This window comes from Tepidimonas sp. (assembly GCF_046292505.1).
GTDB lineage: Bacteria > Pseudomonadota > Gammaproteobacteria > Burkholderiales > Burkholderiaceae_C > Tepidimonas.
This window is the reverse complement of record NZ_JBKBQX010000292.1, coordinates 275-509: the sequence shown is the minus strand read 5'-3', so window position 1 is coordinate 509 and position 235 is coordinate 275. Positions and strand designations below refer to the sequence as shown.

Here is a 235-nt window from a genome sequence, read left to right as displayed (position 1 = left end):
ACCGAACAGCCTTCATGTACGGGCAGGTCGTTGTCGCGTGCGAAGTTGATCACGAAATTGAACGCCATCGCATCGATGTCCTTGAGCCGCTCGTCGACGACGACGCACTTGACGCCGCCGATCGTCACGGGCCGCGCGTACGGCGAATACCCGATCAGGGCGTCTCGCCCCGCGCCGACGCCGCCGGGCCGATAGCACGACATCACGCCGCACAGCCGCTCCGCCCAGTCGCTCG

Annotated in this window: 1 protein-coding gene; it reads right to left on the bottom strand. The window is 66.4% G+C overall.

Features of this window, described 5'->3' with window-relative positions; genetic code table 11:
* Positions 1-235, bottom strand: a 235-nt coding sequence (locus ACK4TH_RS13330) for a DUF3579 domain-containing protein (RefSeq protein WP_409627123.1), incomplete at both ends; no start/stop codon positions are given.